The following is a 16,240-nucleotide window of genomic DNA, read 5'->3' as shown; positions in this document are numbered from 1 at the left end:
ATTTCTACGACATAAAATAATATTTTGGAGGGAGTGTGGTGAGTGAGAACAACCAGTTACGAGATGTGTTTGATGCGATTGCAGATCCAACTAGACGTCGACTGATACGACTATTAGCAGAAGCAGAGGAGATACCGCTTCATGAATTAACGGCACAGTTTCAGATGGGCCGTACAGCCGTATCCAAGCATTTGACGATCCTTAAAGAGGCCGGACTAGTACTCGACCGGAAAGTTGGTAGAGAAACGCGGTTTAGGCTAAACGCCGCTCCACTTAGCGAAGTTCAAGATTGGGTGGCTTTTTATAGTAAGTTCTGGAGTACGAATATGCTGCGCTTGAAGCAGCTATTAGAGGAGGAAGAAGAATGAGTTTAACATTATCTTTAGATTTTCAGTACAAGACAACGATTGAGAAGCTTTGGTCTGCCTTAACCGATTCCAGCATGCTAGCCAAATGGGTGCACAATATCCATACCGGTCAGGCGATGGAAAATGATTTTAAACCTGTTGTAGGACATCATTTTCAGTTCAGCACTCAGCCGACTGAATGGTGGAATGGAATTATTGAAGGCGAAGTGCTTATCGTGGACGCACCTAACAAGTTGTCCTATACATGGGAAAGCGGAGAAAAGCACTTAATCACTTGGACACTCCAACATCTAGAGGATGGAATGGTTAATCTTCACCTTGAACAAACCGGAATTTCGAATGAGCAAGCACTCGCAGGAGCTAAGTATGGCTGGGGTAAATGGTGCGGCGAGCTTGAAAAGGTGCTGGAACAGTAGCCCATCAACGGATCTATTTATAGACGTGTATAGGCTGTAACTAATTTCGGGATCGAAAATTCCATCATACTCCACTAAACGAAAAATTGATGAGGGGTTATCCTTGATGACAAATAGCAGAATGAATCCTAAGGTTGATGGATTTTTAAGTAAAGCAAAAAAGTGGAAGGAAGAATATGGGGAATTGAGGAATATCGTCCTCGATTGTGGGCTGACAGAGGAGTTTAAATGGATGCATCCTTGCTACACGTTTGAGAAAAAAAACATCGTTTTAATTCATGGATTTAAAGAATACTGTGCACTGCTGTTTCACAAAGGCGCCTTGTTACGAGATGCTCATGGAATTCTAATCCAACAAACGGAGAATGTACAGGCGGCGCGTCAGATTCGGTTCACCAATCTTCAGGAAATAGTTGAAATGAAAACTATTTTGAAAGCCTATATTCGTGAAGCCATTGAAGTCGAACAAGCCGGTTTGGAAGTGAATTTTAATACAGAATTTGTGATCCCTGAAGAACTTCAGAATAAATTTGATGAAATCCCTATATTAAAAACTGCTTTTGAAGCATTGACACCGGGACGGCAAAGAGCGTATATTCTTCATTTTTCTGCACCTAAACAATCCAAAACCAGAGAGTCGAGAGTTGAAAAATGCACGCAGCAAATCCTGGATGGAAAGGGATTAAATGATTAGTATGTGCGATGGGAAAAACAGAAGGTGCAAGTAAAGCTGTATCTTACTCCTAAGGACAAATAAAACACAGTGGAGTATGCATAAATGAAACGAAACAGCCATAACCGTCCCTTCAAGGTCTTTGGCTGTTTTCTTGTGCACCCAATTAGGTGTCATCTTTCTTAGGAAAACATTATTCCAAAACAACATTAAAGCACAATGATAAACTTTTTATATGGATAACGGAATAAATCAAGAGTATGACGGCTTGATCTTAGCACTTGCACAAAAGTTGTACAATCAGTTTCTGTAGGAAGGACGGGAATCGCTAGATATAGCTTTGAAATCTTTGAAACAAAGATTCCAGAATGATGTATCGGTATGGGGACACACAGGTCGCATTTTAGGATTTTCTACTTATTCTGGAGGTCCCTTTGCATTCAAGCATATCTTGGTTTTACTTTAAGAAATTAGCAAATAGGAAAGGGAAAAAATTAAAAATTTATCCTATTTCCTTAACGTTAAAAATATACCCTTCTGGACAAAAAGCCCAAACTTACTTTTTAGAGTAAGTTTGGGCTTTTTGGAATTCTGGCAGCAACAAAAAGGTATTATGCTAACAATAAATCCACATCCTCGCATTAAAAATTACTTTTGAAGCATTAACTCTGGGACGATAATGAGCGTATTCGCTTTATTTTGAAGATTTGAAGCGAAGTTCACCGAATAGATAAATTCATTCAATTGAATTAATCATATGATTGAATTATACTTACCATGTAATCGTTCATTCATGACATCTATTTGGAAAGGGGCTATTCTCATGTATCAAGATACTAGAATCCCAACCTATTCACTTGCGGAAAGAGATCGTAGATGGAACATTGCAAATCAGCTGATGGAAGAAGAGCATGTGGATGTATTGATTGTGTATGGCGATCGAGAGGGTGCATTCCCTGCTGTATTCAACCCGGACACCTATTTTACGAATGAACGTCCAGGTTCTATTGTCATTTTTCCAAAGTATGAAGAGCCGATCTCTGTTGTCTTTTTAGCGACTGCTGTAGAAGATCATATTCAAGCTGGATATACGAATACGCAAGGCTGGATACGCCCAGAAAATATGTATGTCGGGAAAATGGGTACGCACATCGTGAAAATTTTGGAAGAGCGAGGACTTACGAATAAAGCATTTGGTGTAATTGGTTTAGAGCCTTATCCTCCCTATTACTTTGATGGAGCCATGCCCTATAATACTTGGCAAACAATCTTAAAGGGATTGCCGAATGCGACCTTTAAGCCTGTGGGCCACAAATTTTTCGCACTGTCTTCTGTGAAAAGTCCGGAGGAGATCGGGGTATTAAAATGGTCTGCAGACGTCGGGGAAAAAATGGTCCAGGCGATGCTTGAGGCGACGAAGCCAGGCGTTAGAGAAAACGAGATTTATGCGGCAGGGATGAATGCTTGTGCGACCCATGTCGGCTTCACGACAACAATCTTAATGGGATCAGGACCGGAGTTCGTAGGATGGGGACTACCCGCATGGATATATCGACCAGAGGAGCCGCGGATGATCCAAGAAGGAGATATTATCTTGGCTGAGGTATTTTCATCATTCGGAATGCTAGAGACGCAGCATCAGCCATCAATCGCTGTGGGAGCCGTGCATCCAGATTTTGAGCGGGCGGCTGCGGCAGCGAATCAATCGTATGTGAACGGAGTAAAAGAGCTGCGGCATGGGGCTATCTTCAGAGACGTCGTCAAAGCGATGAATGAGCCGTTGCGTGAAGTAGGAGGCTGGCACGTTCATCCGCTTATTCATTCCATCAGTCCATTTGGCCTTATTGGGGTTGGTGATGAGATTGCACGGTTGCCTGAGGTGAAAGAGTACGGAAGTGTACTGCCGATCCCATCCATAGGGTTAGAGACCGAACTTAAGGCAGGAATGGTATTTGCATTTGAGCCGAATTGTGCGATTGGCAAGAAGGTCATTAACCTTGGCGGAACGGTGATTGTGGGTGAAGATGGGGGAATTGAACTAAATAGTAATTCTACTCAGTTAATGAGGGCAACTTGGTAAAATAGCAAAAGGGTACGTAGGGAAGAGTGTTTATATCTTTGTTACGTACCCTTTTTTTAATTAGAATAATCGCCGCATGTACGAATCGACATCTCGCCAAGTTCCTTGGCGATCAAGGCAACGTGTGCTTCATCCAAGTCTTGCATCCCTTGGCGTCTGAGATAGGTTTCCTTTGCTACAGAGAACGCAATCGATTGTCCAACAATGGCATGCGTGATTAATATCGTTTTTGGATCATTTGCGTCTAGTTCCATTAATTTACCCACCAAGACGGCAATCATCTGATGTAGTGGCAGGAAAAATTGTTCATACAATATATCATAAGCCTCTGTAGGCTGCAGCTGCTCTCTTGCGATAAATAAGCTTCTTGCATTGGTTTCATAATTGCCAATCATCGTCTTGGAGAACTGTGTCATGACTTCTTTTAGAGCTACTTCAGCTTCTGCTTTTGAGCGTTTCTGGATCACTTCTGTCTCAATAAGAGCCTGCTTTAAAAATTCATCATGAACGGCTGCTGTCAAGCGACGGGTAACCGCTAAGTACAATCCTTTTTTTCCACCGAAATAATAGGGTATCGCCGATTGGTTCACACCCGCTTCATCTGCAAGGGTTCGCGTTCGTACGCCTTCATAGCCATGTAATCCAAAGATTCGCAGCCCTGCTTCTAATAAACGAGTTTGGGTAGAGTCTTCATTTCCTTGATTCATCTCGCTGCTTAGTGTTGTATTCAATGTCCATTCCTCCATACTGTTGAGTATAATTAATTCAAATGAATTAATCAATTGAAACAAAAGTACGGTGCGACTTATTTTGTTTCTATGCATACGGTCGGCTGTACTATGATAAAAATAATAATGAGACCGAGCTGTCCGAGTTCAATAATTTGTACGCATAGGAAGTCGCTAAATTAGCGGCTTTTTTGGGTTTTAAGGGTTATTTTCATTTACACATAATTTTTGACGCTGCCTACTTTCGCAAAAATGTAATAAACATGGCAGCTATATAAATAAATTCAATGCTAGACTTTCAGTAAGTAAGGACGGAGGGAATGAGCGCCATTGATGTCAACGTTCCAGAAGACAAAAACATTCGTGAGATTTATGGTGAAGAACGGGATATTAACGATATGTACAACACTGATTATCGTATTTGCGATTCGTGCCATTCTTCATGAGGGGAATCGAAGCTGGTTGAATTTTGTACCGGTTTTCTTATTTGTGCTGATGATTACCACATTATTTTTCTTTATTATTTATTGGCAGAGTCACAAACTTCGTTCTGAGCAAGAACTGCTCTCGAATGTGTTCAAGCATAGTCCGGATGGAATTCTGGTACTGGATCATGCATTAAATATCATGCGAATGAATCCCGTGGCAGTCCAGTTGATGCAAATAGGCAATGAACCCGTTACGCTGAATTTCTGTAATCTTTGTTCGAATTATCCAGGATTAAATAAGCTGTGTTCCTATCAAACTTGTTTTATTACGGAGCCTAGCCCACAGGCAGTAGAGTTGCAGCTGACGACGCCAAGCGGATTGAGTAAATCCATGAACGCGAGCGTATCCCAATATAAAGATCCGATGTATGGCTTTTTGAATATTATTCGCATGCAGGAAGTGGAGGAGCAGCGTCAGGAAGAACAGCATCAGATTGCTAAAATGATTACTCACTCTATTTTGTCTGCGCAAGAAAATGAGCGCAAACGCATCTCACGTGAGCTGCATGACGGAATCGGTCAGTCCTTGTATAGTATTTTGATTCAGACGGAAGTATTAAAAGCCTCACTCGAATCGGAGGAACATCCTGAGGCAGACGAGCTCTTGCTTGCCTTACAGGAATCCATTCGCCATACCATTGAGGATATCCGAGATTTGTCTGTAGAACTGCGTCCTTCAGCGCTCGATGATATAGGACTCGTAGCAGCGCTCCGCAACTACGTTAGGCTGTATGGGCAGAAATTCGGTATTCAAGTGTTGTTCACGATTGAAGGAGACAGCGGACGATTGCCGTCGGCACATGAAATTGCATTCTACCGCATCGTGCAAGAGGCGCTCACCAATGCAGCGAAGTATTCGCAGACCGAAGTGGTCGATGTTAGGCTTAAGCTGCTGCCGACGCTCGCCGAGCTGCATATTCGCGATTATGGGATAGGCTTTGTGATTACAACCGAACTGCGTCAAGGCGTTGGACTCTATAGTATGGAGGAGCGTGTGAATATTCTGGGCGGGGAATTCGAAATGCAATCAACACCAGGGCAAGGGACTGCGATTCAAGTCAAGGTACCAATTGTCGATCAGTTAGTTAAATAAACGGGGGAATCATATACGATGGATATCAAAGTGTTAATTGTCGATGATCATGCAGTTGTTCGAAGTGGACTTCGTGCAGTTCTGGATAGTAAACCGGGAATTCAGGTTGTGGGAGAAGCGGCGGACGGCATCTCGTGCATGAAGAAAGCCTTTGAACTGCATCCAGACCTTGTGCTTATGGATTTGAGCATGCCGAATGGTCGAGATGGTCTATATACGACAAGCGAGCTGCTGCAATCAATGCCAGAGGTCAAGGTTATTATTCTTACGATGCACGATGATGAGCAATACTTATTTCGAGCACTGAAGGCAGGTGCGTCGGGCTATATTCTTAAGTCTGCGCCCATATCGGAGCTCGTGACGGCTATTATGCAGGTCCAACAAGGGCTTGTCTATTTGCATCCAACTGCGACGAAGAAAGTGATCGAAGGGTATTTGCAAGCGCAGACCAGAGAGACAAAAGACGCCTTTGAGACGTTGACTGAGCGAGAAAAAGAGATATTGACGCTTGTTGCAAAAGGGTATACGAACAAAGAAGCTGCTGAGCTGCTAACGATCAGTGTCAAGACGATTGAAAACCATAAGGCTAATATCATGGAAAAGCTCCAATTAAATAATCGTCGCGAATTGATGAAATTCGCTGTTAGAAGGGGGTTGCTTGATTTTGATTAACGAAAGTGACCAGCCGTTGACGATCCAACAGCGAATTCAACTGGAATTGCAGCAGTTGAAATCAGACATGGCATTTGACTTCGTCGCTGTAGCACTCGCGGATGCGAATTATCGGGACATTTATTGGAAAATTGCGCTTGGTGCCAAATCGGAGCGATACAAAAAAATTACAGTACGAATGGGCAACGGAATGGCAGGAAAGGTATTGCAAGCCAGACGACCGCATATAGTCACTTCTTTTCCTGAAGAAGTGCAAGATGAGGTATTGGAGTACCCCATTTTCCTCGTGGAGTCGTTACGCTCTGGAATGGGCGTCTCGGTAGATTCGGCGCGGGTCGAGCAGAAGCAATCTTACGGTGTTTTGCTGGTTGGTCAGCGGGAGGAGCGGGCATTTGGTAAACAAGAGATAGGGCATGTGGAACGAACTGCCGCAAAGCTCGCGGAATTATATGATAGCATCACGATCCATCCTGTATCGGAGGATACGCAAGGTGCTGTGCAGCATGACAAAACAACCCCGCTCCTGCAGCGGCTACGGGATTTTCGTGCTAAAGGTATTATTTGCGAACTATTAGATCAACGTATCACACAATTGTCGCAAGAGCGGCAAGAGCAGATTGCAGCGATTCTCGAACTGCTCGTACGCCCTTGCATCCAAGCGAATACGCTAGCTAAGATCGTGCTGGGGCAGGACGATGCGGGACATACCTTGGTTGAGTATGAATGTGAAGGGGAATGCCATTTATCTCGAGAAATGTTTAATCCCGTTAAAGATCAACTGATCGCGCTAAAGTGCGATTTAGAAATCATGATGGACGAGCGACGCCAGTCGGTGCGATTTACCGTACCCACGCGATTATTGTTAGATGAGATGAACTGGAACTAAATAGTGCAAATCCGAAATTGGGGAATTTCCTAGAAAGCAAATGAGGGAATTCCCCAATTTTTTTCATGACATACTCCACGGATAATGAATCATAGCTAGTCGAGTTCACGAGGAGGAATGGGCATGAGACCATCCAAAGCAATTTTACCCTTACAAACCTTGAGTCTAATTCTTGGATTTGCGGTATGGGGCATCTTATCATCATTAATTGTATTCATCAAAGACGGAATTCCATTAACACCAGGGCAATTATCGTTAGTCACGGCTGTACCCGTTGTACTTGGGTCGATTTTACGAATTCCGTTCGGCTATTGGACGAATAAATACGGGGCGCGCAACATGTTTTTGATCAGCTTCGTCTTGCTGCTCGCTCCTGTATTCTACATCAGTCAAGCGAACAGTTTCTTCGATTTGATTATAGGTGGGTTGTTCTTAGGGATCTCGGGTGCGACATTCTCAGTAGGGGTTACCTCCTTGCCCAAATATTATCCCAAAGAGAAACATGGGTTCATTAATGGAATTTACGGGCTTGGAAATTTGGGTTCGGCGCTGAGTACATTTTTCGCCCCGGTATTAGCGACGCAGATCGGATGGCGTTCGACAGTTCAAGTCTATTTGCTTCTGCTCGCGATCTTTGCTATTGCAAACTTCTTTATCGGGGATCGGAAGGAATCGAAACTTAATGTCGCCCTCATGGAACAAATAAAAGGCATTTACAAAAATGAGAAGTTGTGGCTGATTTGCTTCTTCTATTTCATTACATTCGGGGCATTTGTAGCCTTCACCGTCTTTTTGCCCAATCATCTCGTGAACAATTTCGGTATCAGTAAAGTCGATGCAGGCTTGCGTACCGCTGGATTTGTTACCCTTGCAACCTTTATGCGGCCGGTGGGAGGATGGCTAGGGGATAAATTCAATCCATTCAAAATATTGCTGTTTGTGTTCAGTGGACTCACGATGGGCGGCATTCTACTCGCTTTCTCTCCTTCGATCCCGCTCTTTACCGTGGGCTGTTTGTTGATTGGCCTATGTGCGGGACTAGGTAACGGGACGATCTTCAAATTGGTCCCACTCTACTTCGCGAAGCAATCCGGGATTGCAAACGGTCTGATATCCGCGCTTGGCGGTTTAGGCGGATTCTTCCCGCCGCTCATGTTGTCTTTATTACTTGCGATGACAGGTCATTATGCGATCGGATTCATGGCGCTAGCGATGGTCGCGTTGTGCAGCGTACTTCTTGTACTCTACATGTACTGGCAGGATCGTGTGAAATTAGCAGAACAAATTGTACAGAGCACTTCGCAAGCGGTATTGGTCACCAATCCCAAAGGGCTCATTCTAACCGTCAATCCGGCTTTCACAGAAATTACAGGTTATAGCGGGGAGGACGCTATGGGACAGAAGCCAGGCTTCTTGAAATCCGGAAAGCATGATCAAGCGTTCTATGAGTCCATGTGGAAGCAGCTCAAGTCGAAGCACGCATGGTCGGGAAACATCTGGAACAAAAAACAAAATGGCGAATTGTATCTGCAACATCTAACGATTAACGGAATTCAAAATGACGTCGGAGAAACAAATTATTATGTCGGCGTGTTCAGTGAAATCGACCCTGTAGACATTCAGAACCAATCACGCATAAATCATTCCCGCAAAAACACAACAAATATCGTAATGTAGTGGGGGGATTTACATGAACGGCAGAAAAGAATTGAAAACTTTTATGCGCCATGCCATTAGCGTATCTGAGGCAACACGTCTCGTTCTGGATCGTGTGCGTGTCATGCCAACGGAAGAAGTACCTTTGATGCAGAGCATTGGCAGAACATTGGCTGTAGAGCTTGTCGCACCACAGCCAATGCCTCATTTTCGCCGTTCGGGCATGGACGGTTTCGCGGTTATGGCTGCGGATACAAAACAGGCGTCGATCGGTTCGCCCGTCTCGCTGCATATCGTCGACAATGTTCCCGCAGGGCAGGTGTCAAAGATGACATTACAACCTGGTCAATGCATTCGGATTATGACAGGGGCTGCGGTACCAGAAGGCGCAGATGCTGTGATCAAATACGAGATGACAGCGGAAGAGAGCGGACCGGATGGTACGGAGCTATGTAAGGTGAAGGGGGTTGTTGCCATAGGGGAAAATGTGTCCCCAATTGGCGTCGAAATCACCGAGAGGGAAACCGTCCTGTGTTCGGGTGTTCAGATCGGTGCTGGCGAAATTGCGCTGCTGGCGATGTTCGGTATCCATACGGTACAAGTCTATCAGCAGCCTCGGGTTGCGATTCTTGCCACCGGTGCGGAGCTGCTGCGTGTGGAAGATGCCTTAGCGCCTGGGCGTGTTCGAAACAGCAACGCGTATATGTTGGCTGCCGCCATTACGGCGTTCGGTGGGATTCCCGTTGTAATGGATGAAGTACCAGACGATGCGGTCATTGCGAAACAAATGATCCGTAAGGCAATTTTAGAACATGACGTCGTTGTTACGACGGGCGGTGTATCTGTCGGGGATCATGACATTCTGTATGATGTGACGCAGGAATGGGATGGCGATTTGGTATTCAACAAGGTGATGATGCGCCCAGGAAGTCCGACAACGTTTGGGATGTGGCACGGGAAGCTGATATTCGCGTTGTCCGGCAACCCCGCTGCATGTTATGTGGGCTGCAGATTGTTCCTTCGCCCTGCACTCCGCGGTATGATGGGGGCCGATCTCATCCCTGAACCCCGTATAATGGCGACATTAACCGTGAATTATGTAAAATCGGATCGCTTTACGCGTTTTATCCGTGGACGTATGTCCGAACAAGCAGGCAAACTAACGGCAGCACCCGTAGGCTATGATATGTCGAGTGTAACCGTATCTTTGCGAGATGCGAATTGCTTGATCTGTCTGCCAGGTTCTCCGGACGGGTATCAGGAAGGTGCGCTCGTCGAGATTATTCCCTTAAAGGGAATCTGTGAATAAAGGAGCAAGAAGTGGCATGAGCATTCGATCTGATGACAACTTCATCGTACGAGCAGTTCCCGTTCTGCAAATTATCGGTTACAAAAACAGCGGCAAAACAACGCTTGCTTGCAAGCTTATCGCCGCACTTACTGCGCAAGGGCTGCGAGTCGGCTCGGCTAAGCATGATGCGCACGAATTCCGTTTGGATGACTATGAGACTGATAGTGAGAAGCATCTGTCTCATGGTGCGCTAGAGACCATATTAACTTCATCGACGGCGACACGCTCTATGAGGAAAAGCTCTACATCGCTAGATGAAATTGCGCAGCAGCTGTATGGCAAGGTAGATATTATTATCGCCGAAGGCTTTAAATCGGCTCGATATCCAAAGATCGCGTTGATTCATCATGTTGTGGAGATGCGTGATTTACTCGCTCAAGCAGCAGATATTCGCCTTTGGATCAGTTGGGAGGCGCATGAAGTTTTGCAAGAACAAGGCTCGACACTCCAAATTGCGGATATATCATCAAAATTAATACTGTATATCAAAGAGCAGGAAGACATCCTGCACAAAGCCATTTCCCTCGCTCGATCTCTCCTGTAGTCCATTTTTATCGTCGATATCGGGGAATCCCTACCATGGAATGAGGGAGTTCCCCACTCTTAACCACCAGCTCCAGCCTCTACAATAGAAGTATCATAAGGCGCAAGGAGCTGGAACGATGAACAAGACCAACCCGCTAATACAAAAGCTGAAGTTTTTCCGTAAGCGCGAGACGAATGCGGAAGGGTGGAGCGAAGAATCCACAGCCGATCGTTCTTGGGAGAATATGTACCGGAATCGCTGGCAGCACGACAAAGTTGTTCGTTCAACACATGGCGTAAACTGTACAGGTTCATGTAGTTGGAAAATATTTGTGAAAGACGGGATTGTCACGTGGGAGACGCAGCAGACGGATTATCCAACGACAGGACCGGATATGCCGGAATTCGAGCCGCGCGGCTGTCCGCGTGGAGCCAGCTTTTCCTGGTATCTCTACAGCCCGCTGCGTGTGAAATATCCCTATATTCGTGGCAAGCTGCTGAATCTATGGCGTGAAGCAAAGAGCAAACATGCTGATCCCGCTGCGGCGTGGAAATCGATTGTACAAGATGATAACAAAAAACTAATGTATAAATCGGCTCGCGGAAAAGGCGGCATGGTTCGAGCATCGTGGGATGAAGTATCTGAGATCATCTCTGCTTCCATGATCGATACCATCAAACAATATGGTCCGGACCGTGTGATCGGGTTTTCCCCGATTCCGGCGATGTCGATGGTCAGTTATGCAGCAGGCTCACGTTTCTTATCCCTCATCGGCTCGCCGCTGCTCAGCTTTTACGACTGGTATGCGGATTTACCGCCAGCATCCCCGCAAATCTGGGGCGATCAGACGGATGTTCCTGAGAGCAGTGACTGGTACAACTCGAGTTACTTGCTCGTCTGGGGCTCGAACTTGCCGATGACAAGAACGCCGGATGCGCATTTCATGACGGAAGCTCGTTATCGCGGGACCAAAGTCGTATCGATCAGTCCGGATTACGCGGAATTCGTGAAATTCGCCGATAAATGGCTGCCAGCGAAGCAAGGGACGGATGGCGCACTCGCCATGGCGATGGGGCATGTCATACTGAACGAGTTCTATGTGAAGCAAAGAACGTCGTATTTTGAGAGTTACTCGAAGAAATATACCGATTTCCCGTTCCTTGTACTGCTTCAAGAACAAGATGGTGCATACACGGTGAATCGGTTCCTCACGGCGAACGATCTCGGAATTGAGACGAATAACAAGGAATGGAAGACGGTTCTTATCGATGAGATCTCAGGTGAACTTCGTATTCCAAACGGCACGATCGGCTCACGTTGGGGCGAGGAGGGTAAATGGAATCTGGAGATGACAGATACGTTAACAGGTGAAGAGATCGCGCCGCAGCTTGGATTGCGGGAATCTGCTGACGGCCAGCTTGAGATCAAGCTTCCTTATTTCGCCGAAGAAGGCAAATCTGCGATTTCTCGGTTAATCCCGTACAAGGTGATTAAGGGGGAAGGCGGTGCGGAATATCGTGTCACAAGCGTGTTCGATCTCATGCTCGCTCAATATGGCGTCGATTCGCTCCATGGCAGCGACTACGATGACGCGAGCATCGCATATACGCCTGCGTGGCAAGAACAAATTACGGGCGTTGATCGCGCATCCGTTATTCAGATAGCGAGAGAGTTTGCGCAAAATGCGGTCGAAAGTGAAGGCCGCTCGATGATCATAGTCGGAGCGGGGATCAACCACTGGTATAACTCGGATACGATCTATCGGAGTGTGCTGAACCTGGTCTTAATGACAGGCTGCCAAGGAGTCAATGGCGGCGGTTGGGCGCATTACGTGGGACAAGAGAAACTGCGTCCTGCGGAAGGGTGGTCGAACGTCGCCTTCGCAAGAGACTGGACGATGCCCCCGCGTCAGATGAACGGGACCTCCTTTTTCTACTTTGCAACGAATCAATGGCGGTTCGAATCGAATCCTGTGGATGGACATACGTCAGCCCTAGTCGACAAAGCACGTTATGCGCACTATGCAGATTACAACGTCATGGCTGCACGCTTAGGCTGGCTGCCTTCTTATCCGCAGTTTAACGCAAATTCCATTGACCTGGCTAATGAAGCGGCCGCGCAGGGACATGACACCCCCGAGACGATTGCGAGCTATGTTGCCAACAGGCTCAAGAATCGCGAATTGAAGTTTGCGATCGAAGATCCAGATGCCGAGATGAATCATCCGAAAGTAATGTTCGTCTGGCGCGCGAATTTGATCTCCAGCTCGGGAAAAGGGCATGAATATTTCTTGAAATACCTGCTTGGTGCTCATAACGGTCTATTAAATGATGACTCGGAGACAATTCGTCCTGTGGAGATGACATGGCATGAACAGGCAGCTGAGGGTAAGCTCGATCTCATGGTGGATATCGATTTCCGCATGTCCGGAACAGCCGTATACTCCGATATCGTCCTGCCCGCGGCAACCTGGTATGAGAAGAGCGATCTTTCGTCGACTGACATGCATCCCTTCATCCATCCCTTCAATCCAGCTGTACCGCCATTATGGGAATCCAAGTCGGATTGGGAAACATTTAAAACGATTGCAAAGACCTTCTCGGAAATGGCAGCCACGCAATTCGATGCGCCACAGCGCGATATTGTTGCCGTGCCGCTGCAGCATGATACACCCGATGAGCTTGCGCAGCCTTTCGGCAAGATTCTCGACTGGAGCAAAGGCGAGATCGAGGCGATTCCAGGCAAGACGATGCCGAAGTTCGTGATCGTGGAGCGGGATTATGCCACGGTGTATAAGAAAATGACGGCGCTTGGACCGAACATTAAAGATAAGCCGTACGGCATCAAAGGAATGAACTGGTCTGCGGCAGATGAATACGAATTGATGAAAAAAGTGAATGGAGTCGTCGATGAAGCCGGGATCAGTGAAGGATGCCCAAAACTCGTCACGGATCGTCACATGTCGGAAGCCATTCTCACGTTGTCCTCCACGAGTAACGGGAAAATGGCCGTCAAAGCGTGGGAGGCATTAGAGAAGAAAACGGCACTTAAATTGAAAGATTTGGCGGAGGATCGCATTGAAGAACGATTCACCTTCAACGAGATTACGACGCAGCCGAAGACGGTCATCACTTCACCTGCCTTCAGTGGATCTGAGCAGCATGGACGCCGTTATTCACCATTTACAACGAATGTTGAACGCTTGATTCCATATCGCACGCTGACAGGACGTCAGCATTACTTCTTGGACCATGAGATGATGACCGAATTTGGCGAGAATATGGCGATTTACAAGCCGACGATGAAGCATGCGCCGTTCCATACGAACAAGAAGCGCCCGGCGACGAAAGGAAAGGAAATCGTCCTGAACTTCATGACACCGCATAACAAATGGTCGATTCACAGTATGTATTTCGACTCCTTGCCGATGCTTACGCTGTTCCGCGGTGGGCCAACCGTCTGGATCAACAAAGACGACGCCGCTGATGCGGAGGTCATGGATAACGATTGGATTGAATGTTTCAATCAGAATGGCGCCGTCGTTGCGCGTGCGGTAGTAACCCATCGGATGCCGCGTGGCATGGCCTATATGCACCATGCACAAGATCGGACAATCAATGTGCCTGCGACTGATGTGACAACGACACGCGGCGGAACGCATAATAGCCCGACACGAATTCATGTGAAGCCCACGCATATGATTGGCGGGTATGCGCAGCTGAGTTACGGATTCAACTACTACGGACCAACAGGGAATCAGCGTGATCTGTACGTTGTGATCCGCAAACTTGAGGAGGTGAACTGGCTTGAAGATTAAAGCGCAAATCGGGATGGTTATGAACTTGGATAAATGCATCGGATGCCATACTTGCTCTGTTACGTGTAAGAACACATGGACGAACCGTAAAGGTGCGGAATATATGTGGTTCAATAATGTCGAGACCAAGCCAGGCATAGGATATCCCAAGCAGTGGGAGAATCAAGATAAATATAAAGGCGGCTGGGTGCTTAAGAAGGGCAAGCTGGAGCTTCGCTCCGGCAGTCGCATCAACCGTTTGAAAAATATTTTCCACAATCCGGATCAACCAACGATCGATGAATATTACGAACCGTGGGACTATGATTATGAGAAGCTTCAGCAAAGTCCGGAGCGCAAACATCAGCCAGTAGCAAGGCCGAAATCCCAAATTACAGGCGAATTTATGAACTTGGAGTGGGGACCGAACTGGGAAGACGATCTCGCAGGTGTGCATGAGTCGGGTTATCAGGATCCAAATATGGCGGGCATCGAAGAAGCAGTGCGGATGGAATTCGAGCAAGTGTTTATGATGTATTTGCCAAGAATTTGTGAGCATTGCATCAATCCGTCCTGTGTATCCAGCTGTCCATCCGGTGCGATGTATAAGCGTGAAGAGGACGGGATTGTGCTTGTCGATCAGAACGCATGCCGCTCTTGGCGGTTCTGCGTATCGAGCTGTCCGTACAAGAAAGTCTACTTCAACTGGCAGACAAATAAAGCGGAGAAATGTACCTTGTGCTTCCCGAGAATCGAGCAGGGATTGCCAACGATTTGTTCGGAAACATGCGTGGGACGTATCCGTTACCTTGGTGTCATGTTCTATGATGCAGATCGAGTGGAAGCAGCAGCTTCCGTCACAGACGAACAGAAGCTCTACGAAGCGCAATTGGATATTTTCCTCGATCCGAATGATCCTGAAGTGATTGCCGCGGCACGTACAGCGAATATTCCAGAAGATTGGATTGAGCATGCGCAGCGTTCACCGATCTATAAGATGGCGGTCGATTGGAAAATCGCGCTCCCGCTTCATCCTGAATATCGGACACTGCCGATGGTCTGGTATGTTCCACCGCTCAGCCCGATCACGAACATGGTGGAAGGCCAAGGAGCGACAGCGTCACCAGATGATATTTTCCCAGCGATTGACGATATGCGAATTCCCGTGCAATACCTCGCGAATCTACTCTCAGCTGGAGATACCGAAGTCATCACGAACGTGCTGATGAAAATGGCTGTTATGCGTTCGCATATGCGTTCACTTAACTTGAAGAAGGCGCCTGACCTCGTATTGCTGGAACAATTCGGGATGACAGCTAAAGAGACGGAAGAAATGTACCGCCTATTGGCGATTGCGAAGTACGAAGACCGTTTTGTCATTCCGTCAGCGCATCGCGAGGAATTTGCGGATCTCTATTCGGAGCAAGGTGCGTGCGGATTTACGAATATGATGGGGGGTCCAGGACCCTGCGGCGGTTAAGCCTGTTAATCATCAGATAAGGACGGA

13 protein-coding genes are annotated in these 16,240 nt (G+C 46.7%); 12 read left to right on the top strand and 1 reads right to left on the bottom strand.

Annotated elements, in window-relative coordinates:
* Positions 1-38 precede the first annotated feature (38 nt).
* The 4 genes from MH117_RS06185 to MH117_RS06170 all read left to right on the top strand — a co-directional run bounded on the left by MH117_RS06185 (position 39) and on the right by MH117_RS06170 (position 3,537).
* The gene (locus MH117_RS06185) at positions 39-368 is read left to right on the top strand and encodes an ArsR/SmtB family transcription factor (protein ID WP_239327815.1); all 330 of its coding nucleotides are present in this window, start codon (positions 39-41) and stop codon (positions 366-368) included.
* Positions 365-784 carry an SRPBCC family protein gene (locus tag MH117_RS06180; RefSeq protein WP_239327814.1) on the top strand — a complete coding sequence of 140 codons (420 nt, stop codon included), beginning with the start codon at positions 365-367 and terminating at the stop codon, positions 782-784. Before MH117_RS06185 ends, MH117_RS06180 begins: the two co-directional genes overlap by 4 nt.
* 106 nt (positions 785-890) lie before the next feature.
* Positions 891-1,478, top strand: coding sequence for a YdeI/OmpD-associated family protein (locus MH117_RS06175; protein ID WP_239327813.1), 588 nt, complete (start codon positions 891-893; stop codon positions 1,476-1,478).
* Positions 1,479-2,250: 772 nt separating this feature from the next.
* Positions 2,251-3,537: a M24 family metallopeptidase gene (locus MH117_RS06170; RefSeq protein WP_239327812.1), complete on the top strand. Its 1,287-nt coding sequence runs from the start codon at positions 2,251-2,253 to the stop codon at positions 3,535-3,537.
* Between the two features lie 56 nt (positions 3,538-3,593).
* Here the strand turns inward: MH117_RS06170 and MH117_RS06165 are convergent, their stop codons facing one another.
* Complete coding sequence (locus MH117_RS06165; protein WP_239327811.1) at positions 3,594-4,268, bottom strand: CerR family C-terminal domain-containing protein; 675 nt, start codon at positions 4,266-4,268, stop codon at positions 3,594-3,596.
* A 330-nt stretch (positions 4,269-4,598) separates the two neighbouring features.
* On the opposite strand from MH117_RS06165, the gene MH117_RS06160 reads away from it, so the two are divergent.
* From MH117_RS06160 to narH, 8 genes are all read left to right on the top strand, one after another.
* Positions 4,599-5,846 carry a sensor histidine kinase gene (locus tag MH117_RS06160; protein ID WP_239327810.1) on the top strand — a complete coding sequence of 416 codons (1,248 nt, stop codon included), beginning with the start codon at positions 4,599-4,601 and terminating at the stop codon, positions 5,844-5,846.
* An 18-nt stretch (positions 5,847-5,864) separates the two neighbouring features.
* A complete protein-coding gene (locus MH117_RS06155; protein ID WP_239327809.1) occupies positions 5,865-6,518 on the top strand; it encodes a response regulator in 654 nt (217 codons plus the stop codon).
* Positions 6,511-7,404, top strand: coding sequence for a hypothetical protein (locus MH117_RS06150; RefSeq protein ID WP_239327808.1), 894 nt, complete (start codon positions 6,511-6,513; stop codon positions 7,402-7,404). The genes MH117_RS06155 and MH117_RS06150 overlap by 8 nt, the downstream gene beginning before the upstream one ends.
* A gap of 123 nt (positions 7,405-7,527) precedes the next feature.
* On the top strand, positions 7,528-9,081 hold the full coding sequence (locus MH117_RS06145) for a nitrate/nitrite transporter (protein WP_239327807.1): 1,554 nt from the start codon (positions 7,528-7,530) through the stop codon (positions 9,079-9,081).
* Between the two features lie 13 nt (positions 9,082-9,094).
* Positions 9,095-10,369, top strand: a complete 1,275-nt coding sequence (locus tag MH117_RS06140; protein WP_239327806.1) for a molybdopterin molybdotransferase MoeA — start codon at positions 9,095-9,097, stop codon at positions 10,367-10,369.
* Between the two features lie 16 nt (positions 10,370-10,385).
* The gene (gene mobB, locus MH117_RS06135; protein WP_239327805.1) at positions 10,386-10,955 is read left to right on the top strand and encodes a molybdopterin-guanine dinucleotide biosynthesis protein B; all 570 of its coding nucleotides are present in this window, start codon (positions 10,386-10,388) and stop codon (positions 10,953-10,955) included.
* 118 nt (positions 10,956-11,073) lie between these two features.
* Complete coding sequence (locus MH117_RS06130) at positions 11,074-14,754, top strand: nitrate reductase subunit alpha (RefSeq protein WP_239327804.1); 3,681 nt, start codon at positions 11,074-11,076, stop codon at positions 14,752-14,754.
* Positions 14,744-16,213 (top strand): nitrate reductase subunit beta, encoded by a 1,470-nt coding sequence (narH, locus tag MH117_RS06125; protein WP_239327803.1) that lies wholly within the window; start codon positions 14,744-14,746, stop codon positions 16,211-16,213. Before MH117_RS06130 ends, narH begins: the two co-directional genes overlap by 11 nt.
* The last annotated feature ends 27 nt before the right edge of the window (positions 16,214-16,240 follow it).

The organism is Paenibacillus sp. ACRRX, from assembly GCF_022346885.1.
In the GTDB taxonomy this organism is placed as follows: domain Bacteria; phylum Bacillota; class Bacilli; order Paenibacillales; family Paenibacillaceae; genus Paenibacillus_B.
The sequence above is the reverse complement of the archived record's forward strand: the minus strand, read 5'-3'. Positions and strand labels throughout refer to the sequence as shown.